At 53.3% G+C, this 6,160-nt stretch carries 5 protein-coding genes; all 5 read left to right on the plus strand.

The window, feature by feature from the left end; genetic code table 11:
- Positions 1-128 precede the first annotated feature (128 nt).
- Entirely contained in the window at positions 129-776 is a 648-nt protein-coding gene (locus NWF31_RS11380; protein ID WP_258360621.1) for a cobalamin B12-binding domain-containing protein, read from the plus strand.
- 17 nt (positions 777-793) lie between these two features.
- Positions 794-2,167, plus strand: a complete 1,374-nt coding sequence (locus NWF31_RS11385; RefSeq protein ID WP_258360622.1) for a monomethylamine:corrinoid methyltransferase — start codon at positions 794-796, stop codon at positions 2,165-2,167.
- A 35-nt stretch (positions 2,168-2,202) separates the two neighbouring features.
- Positions 2,203-3,618, plus strand: coding sequence for an 8-oxoguanine deaminase (locus NWF31_RS11390; protein WP_258360623.1), 1,416 nt, complete (start codon positions 2,203-2,205; stop codon positions 3,616-3,618).
- 24 nt (positions 3,619-3,642) lie between these two features.
- The gene (locus NWF31_RS11395) at positions 3,643-4,440 is read left to right on the plus strand and encodes a dihydropteroate synthase (RefSeq protein WP_258360624.1); all 798 of its coding nucleotides are present in this window, start codon (positions 3,643-3,645) and stop codon (positions 4,438-4,440) included.
- A 327-nt stretch (positions 4,441-4,767) separates the two neighbouring features.
- Positions 4,768-5,880 (plus strand): BMP family ABC transporter substrate-binding protein, encoded by a 1,113-nt coding sequence (locus NWF31_RS11400; protein WP_258360625.1) that lies wholly within the window; start codon positions 4,768-4,770, stop codon positions 5,878-5,880.
- Positions 5,881-6,160 lie beyond the last annotated feature (280 nt).

Below are 6,160 nucleotides of genomic sequence, written 5' to 3' on the forward strand. Positions count from 1 at the left end.
GGTGAAGATCCTGCTTCCCGGTAATGGCAGTGACTGCGGCCATTAACGACGTTGCCGGGATGGTGTTTATTCTGCTGCTGTGGGTTCCGGTAGGAATCCCTGCAGCCCTAAAAAAGGAGGTTTTATAGATGAATCGTGAATTGTTGGACAAGCTACAGGACGCAGCAGCCAATGGGGAGGTGGAAAAAGCTGCCGCCGCTACAAAAGAGGCCCTGGCTGCCGGCATGGACCCCATAGACATTTTTGAAAATTATCTGGTACCGGTAATGGATCAAGTCGGGGAGAAGTTTGGCCGTCTGGAAATTTTCCTGCCCGATCTAATGATGGCTGCGGACGTGGCCAAAGCCGTAAAAGAGGTAATCGAGCCGTCCATAAAAGATAGGGCAACGATAGGGGAAGGCCGCTCCTGTGTTGTCCTTGGCACAGTTATGGGAGATGTACATGATATCGGTAAAAACATGGTATCCCTCCTTCTGGAAGTCAATGGCTTCAAGGTTATAGACCTGGGGACCAACGTCCCGGTTTTTGATTTTATCAAAGCCGCCGAAAAAGAACAGGCGCAGATAATCGCCATGTCATCCCTGTTAACCACTTCCATGCCCTATATGGCCGAGTTAATCAAAGCCCTTGAAGAAACCGGTAAGCGTAAGAACTGGAAAGTAGTCGTCGGCGGTGGACCTGTATCTCCGGAATGGGCAAAGAGTATCGGGGCCGACGGATATGGTAAGGACGCGCGGGAAGCAGTTGAAGTCTGCCGCCGCTTAAGTGTTGAGTAATCAGGGAGGGTTAAAAGATGCGCAGCCATACCCGCTTGCTAACCGTCCTGGACCGAGCGGAAAACGGCCCCATGCTGGAAGAAAGGGAATTCGACCAGCTGGTAGCCAACACCGTAAGGGAGCTAACCCTTAAATATGGTATCAAGTACAACCGCCAGGAGGCAATCAATCTCAGCGATGATCTGGCCGACCGCCTTTTTGAAGCCGGAATGGAATTGGCCACCAGGGTGGGGGTTTACTGTACATCCACCCACCGCCGCCTTATATTTAGCGAGGCCGAAATCAGGGAAGCCCTGCGCTTCGCGCCCGGCGAACTGGAAATCGGCAGCGGCCTCGACAGGGTAATCATAAAAAACCGCGTGCCGGAAGATCCCCGTATTCCTGCCAATACCGGAGGCCCCTACGGCACCCCCTTGACCGAAGATCTTTATACTTATATCATGCAGAGCTATGTCCAGGAACCAATCATCGATGCCGTTGTCAACGGTACCTTTGCTACCATTTACGGCCGGCCACCCAAAACCCATACTCCCTGGGAAGTGCTCCTGGCATGGCGGGAAGTAGAACTTTCCAAGGCGGCAGCCCAGAGGGCCGGGCGGCCCGGCATCAGTTTGGGATGTGTTGAAAACGCAGTTACGGAAATCGGCGAGCTTTCGGGCACTTCTTATGGCGGCTTTACGCCTGTCGACTGGCACCATGTCTGTTTTACCAGCGAACTGAAGACAAGCTACGCCCTGCTTATTAAAGTAGCCCACCTGATCCAGACGGGTTGTATTATCCACGACTTTTGTAATCCCATTTACGGCGGCTATGCCGGCGGCGCCGAAGGGGTGGCCATGGTAGCCGTAGCCGGGGTTATCCTTATGGCTGTAGTGAATATGTCGACGACCCATTCCATTTGTCCCACCCATCCCTTCTTTGAATCCGATACAGCACCGGAAATAGTCTGGGCCATCAGTGCTTCCCAGCAGGCCCTGAACCGCAACACCCACCTGTTGACAACGGTGATGACTTCACCGGTTTCCGGTCCGGGAACAGAATCCCTCCTCTACGAAGCTGCCACCATCGCAACGGCGGCTACTGTATCCGGTACGGCTCGTATTGACGGCGTCCGCTCCGGTGCCGGGGTCTGCCAGGACCACGTCAGCGGCCTGGAGGCCCGCTTCAACGCCGAAATAAGTCATGCCGTAGCAGGGATGCCCCGGGAACAGGCCAACGAGCTCATTAAAGAATGGCAACAACACTACGTCCCCTTGTTGGATAAAAAGCCGGTGGGGCAATCCTTCACCGAGGTATATGATCTTAAAACCTTACGCCCTAAAGATCACTGGCAGAAAATCTACGACGAAGTAAAGGAAAGGCTTTTCAAGCAGGGGGTACAATTTAAATAACGCGGCAAATTGCCGGCGGGAGGGAGACCCTCGCAGTGTCTCTTTTGATTAAAAACGCCGAGTGGATAATCACCCTGGACGATGAAGGTCACCGCTACCGGCAGGCCGATCTCCTGATTGAGGGGCCGGCCATTAAGGCCATCGGCCATAACCTTCCTGCAGGAGACGGTGACGAGGTTATTAACGCCGGGGGTAAGGTAGTTATCCCGGGCCTGATCAATACCCATCACCACCTCTACCAGACCCTGACGCGCAACATCCCGGCCACCCAGGATATACCCCTTTTCCCCTGGCTGGTGGCCCTCTACGAGATCTGGCGCGAACTGACACCGGAAGCAGTACGCCTGGGAGCCCTTGTGGGGCTAGGAGAATTGCTGAAGACAGGTTGTACCTGCTCTACCGACCACCATTATGTTTTTCCCCGGGGCCAGGGAAAGGAAATAATCGACTTGGAGATCCAGGCAGCCCGGGAGCTGGGCATCCGCTTTCATGCCAACCGCGGCAGCATGTCCCTGGGTAGGAGCCGGGGAGGTCTGCCCCCGGATGAGGTCGTCCAGGATGAAGACGAAATTTTAGCCGATAGTGAGCGTTTGATCCAGCAGTACCATGAAACCGGGCCTTACGCCATGTGCCAGGTCGCCCTGGCTCCCTGTTCGCCCTTTTCCGTAACCCCGGAGTTGATGCAGGCAAGCGCCGCCCTGGCCCGCCGGTATGGTGTCATGCTCCACACCCACCTGGCCGAAACCAAGGACGAAGAGAAATTCTGCCTCGAGAAATTCGGCCGGCGGCCGGTGGATTATATGGCCGACCTGGGCTGGCTGGGCCCTGACGTCTGGTTTGCCCACGCCATCCATCTCAACGATGCCGAAGTTGCCCTCCTGGGGGAGACGGGATGCGGCGTTGCCCACTGCCCGGTTTCCAATATGAAGCTCTCCTCCGGAGTCTGCCGGGTCAGGGACCTGCTAGCTGCCGGCGCACGGGTGGGCCTGGCCGTCGACGGCAGCGCCAGCAACGATTCCTCCAATATGTGGAACGAAATGCGGGTGGCCTACCTGCTGCAGAAGCTGGTTTACGGCAACGATGGCCTTACAGCGGAAGAAGTCCTGCGCCTGGCCACCCACGGCGGCGCCAGAGCCCTGGGCCGGGAGGACCTGGGCTACCTGGCGCCCGGGATGGCGGCGGACATGATATTAATAAACTTCGACGAACTGGGCTTTGCCGGCGGGCAGCATGACCCGGTCGCAGCCATCATCACCTGCGGCGGCAGCCAACTAGTAGATACTACCATTGTCAACGGCCAGGTAGTTGTCCGGGAAGGCCGGCTGGTGAGGGTCGATGAAGAGGATATTATCCGCCAGGCCAACCGGGTATCCGGGGAGATGCTGGACCGGGCCGGCCGGCGTACCGGCAGGGACTACTTTGCTTACCCAACCAAACAGAGGTTATTATAGGTAGCCGGACAAGGGGGCGAGATTGTGCTTATCGTCGGCGAAAAAATTAACAGTAGCCGGCTCCAGGCGCGGCAAATACTGGCGGGACGTGATAAAGAAGGCCTCCTCCACCTCGCCCGGGAACAGGTGGCGGCGGGAGCCGCAAAACTTGATGTCAATGCCGGCGCCCTGATGGACGCCGAGCCGGAAGCATTAAAATGGGCAGTGGAAACTATCCAGGGCGTTATGGACATATCCCTGGTCCTGGATTCACCCAACCCGGCGGCCCTGGCCGCCGCCTTGCCTGCCCACCGGGGCCAGGCCATGATCAATTCCATCACCCTGGAGCCCGGGCGTTTTAAGGGCATAGTTCCCCTTGTAAAGGAATACGGCTGCCAGATTGTCGCCCTCTGCCTCGACGGGCGGCAGATACCTGCTACTGCCGCCGAGCGTATGGAAATAGCTGAAGAGCTGGTAGCGAAGCTCCAGGAAGAGGGCATCGATAAAGATAACATTTACCTGGATCCCCTGGTTCATACCGTTGGCACCAGCGAGAAGGCAGGGGTAGAATTCCTCGCGACCCTTAGACTTATAAAAGAAAGATTACCCGGCATTAAAACCATCTGCGGTTTGAGTAATATTTCCTTCGGCCTGCCGGCCCGGCGCCTGGTCAACCGCACCTTTTTGGTCCTGGCCGTCGCCGGAGGGCTAGATGCCGCCGTACTGGACCCTTTAGACCGGGAGTTGATGGCGGCCCTGACAGCTACCGAACTCTTGCTGGGCAGGGACCGTTACTGCCAGCGTTTTTTACGGCAGTATAAAGAAGGAAAACTGGCTAATTAGATCGTCCTACCTTTATTTTGCTGCAAGTACTTTCGGGCCTGTAACGGGGCAGGCGCCTTTTGCTGAGCAATAACCTTAACATAAGCAAAAGGCGCTTTTCCTATATAGACGCCAACTTAAATTATACTGTAAGAATGGCCAGAAAGGTAACATTAATCTAACAAGGGGTGGTGTAATTTGCTTGGCATTAGGATGTAAATACACAATCAAAAATATAGTTAAGGGGGTAGAAAGCTTTTCTTGTTTTTTTATCTATAACCGGGCAAGCCACTAAAATAATAAAAGGAGGTTAAAGTTATGTTAATAAATAGAAAGTGGCTGACATTGATGTCTGTTGTCGCTATTCTGGCTATTGGTTTAGTAAGTGGCTGTGGTGGGGGTAAAGTCGAGAATACCTCCGGAGATAAAGGCCAGTCTTCAGTTGCGACGGAAAATAAGGAAGAACCTTTTAAAGTAGCCTTTATGTACGTTGGACCGATAGGTGATGCCGGATGGACATATGCCCATGATCAGGGTAGAAAAGAAATGGAAAGAGAACTCTCGTGGGTGAAGACTTCTTTTATTGAGAACGTACCTGAAGGAGCCGATGCTGAAAGGACGCTTACAGAGCTTGCCGAAAAAGGGAATAAAGTTATTTTTGCCACCAGTTTTGGGTATATGGATTATGTACTTAAGGTCGCCGAGAAATACCCCCAGGTAGTCTTCCTTAATTGCGCTCATTTCAAGTCGGCAGATAATGTAGGTAATTATTACGGCCGTATGTACCAACCGCGTTATCTTTCAGGGATCATTGCCGGTAAGATGACCAAGACTAATATTATCGGTTATGTTGCCTCTCATCCCATTCCTGAAGTTATCCGGGGAATCAATGCTCTGGCCTTAGGCGTGCGATCAGTAAATCCCCAAGCCGTAGTCAAGGTAGTCTGGACGAATACCTGGTACGATCCAGCTGCTGAAAAGCAGGCTGCCTTGAGCCTTCTTGATGTCGGTGCTGACGTTATTGCCGAAAACCAAGACACCCCGGCCCCCATGATTGCTGCTCAAGAGCGTGGTGCTTACGGTATAGGTAACAACACTGATATGAGTTCCTTTGCTCCCAAAGCCGTCTTAACTACTCCTATCTTCCACTGGGGCAAGTACTATACCCAGGTGGTTAAGGAAATTAAAGAAGGGAAGCAGTGGGACCACAACTATTGGGGGTCAATGAAAGATGGTGTCGTCGACCTGGCCCCCTATGGTCCCATGGTACCAGATGACGTCAAACAACTAGTCGAGGCCAAAAAGAAAGAGATAATGGATGGCACCTGGGACGTCTTTACCGGTCCAATAAAGGATCAAAGTGGTAAAATCCGGGTTCCCGAAGGCCAAAGAATGAGTGATGCCGATATGCTACAATTCGATTGGTTCGTTGAAGGTGTCGAGGGAGAGATACCGAAATAGTTTTTATAAATATTGTGACACCTGACAGTGGGGGAAGATGAGGCGCAGGTTGGCAAGTCACACCTTCCCCCATCAAAATCCTTAACGTCCCTACTCAACTATAATAATAGAAATTACCAACCTCAAGTTTGGAGGGGCTAAAATGGCTTCTTCAGTAGTAGGAAAAAGCATAAACAGGGTAGATGCCGTGGCCAAAGTTACCGGAAAAGCGAAGTATACCGCTGACTTTTTTACCAGGGACATGCTGGTGGGAAAAATACTGCGTAGCCCTTACGCCCAC

It is taken from the genome of Neomoorella sulfitireducens, assembly GCF_024733845.1.
Lineage (GTDB): Bacteria > Bacillota > DSM-521 > Neomoorellales > Neomoorellaceae > Neomoorella > Neomoorella sulfitireducens.

Bases quoted from the DNA above. Each gene is read 5' to 3' on its own strand.
- NWF31_RS11380 (WP_258360621.1), top strand. From the start codon at position 129: ATGAATCGTGAATTGTTGGACAAGCTACAGGACGCAGCAGCCAATGGG.
- NWF31_RS11385 (WP_258360622.1), top strand. From the start codon at position 794: ATGCGCAGCCATACCCGCTTGCTAACCGTCCTGGACCGAGCGGAAAAC.
- NWF31_RS11400 (WP_258360625.1), top strand. From the start codon at position 4,768: ATGTCTGTTGTCGCTATTCTGGCTATTGGTTTAGTAAGTGGCTGTGGT.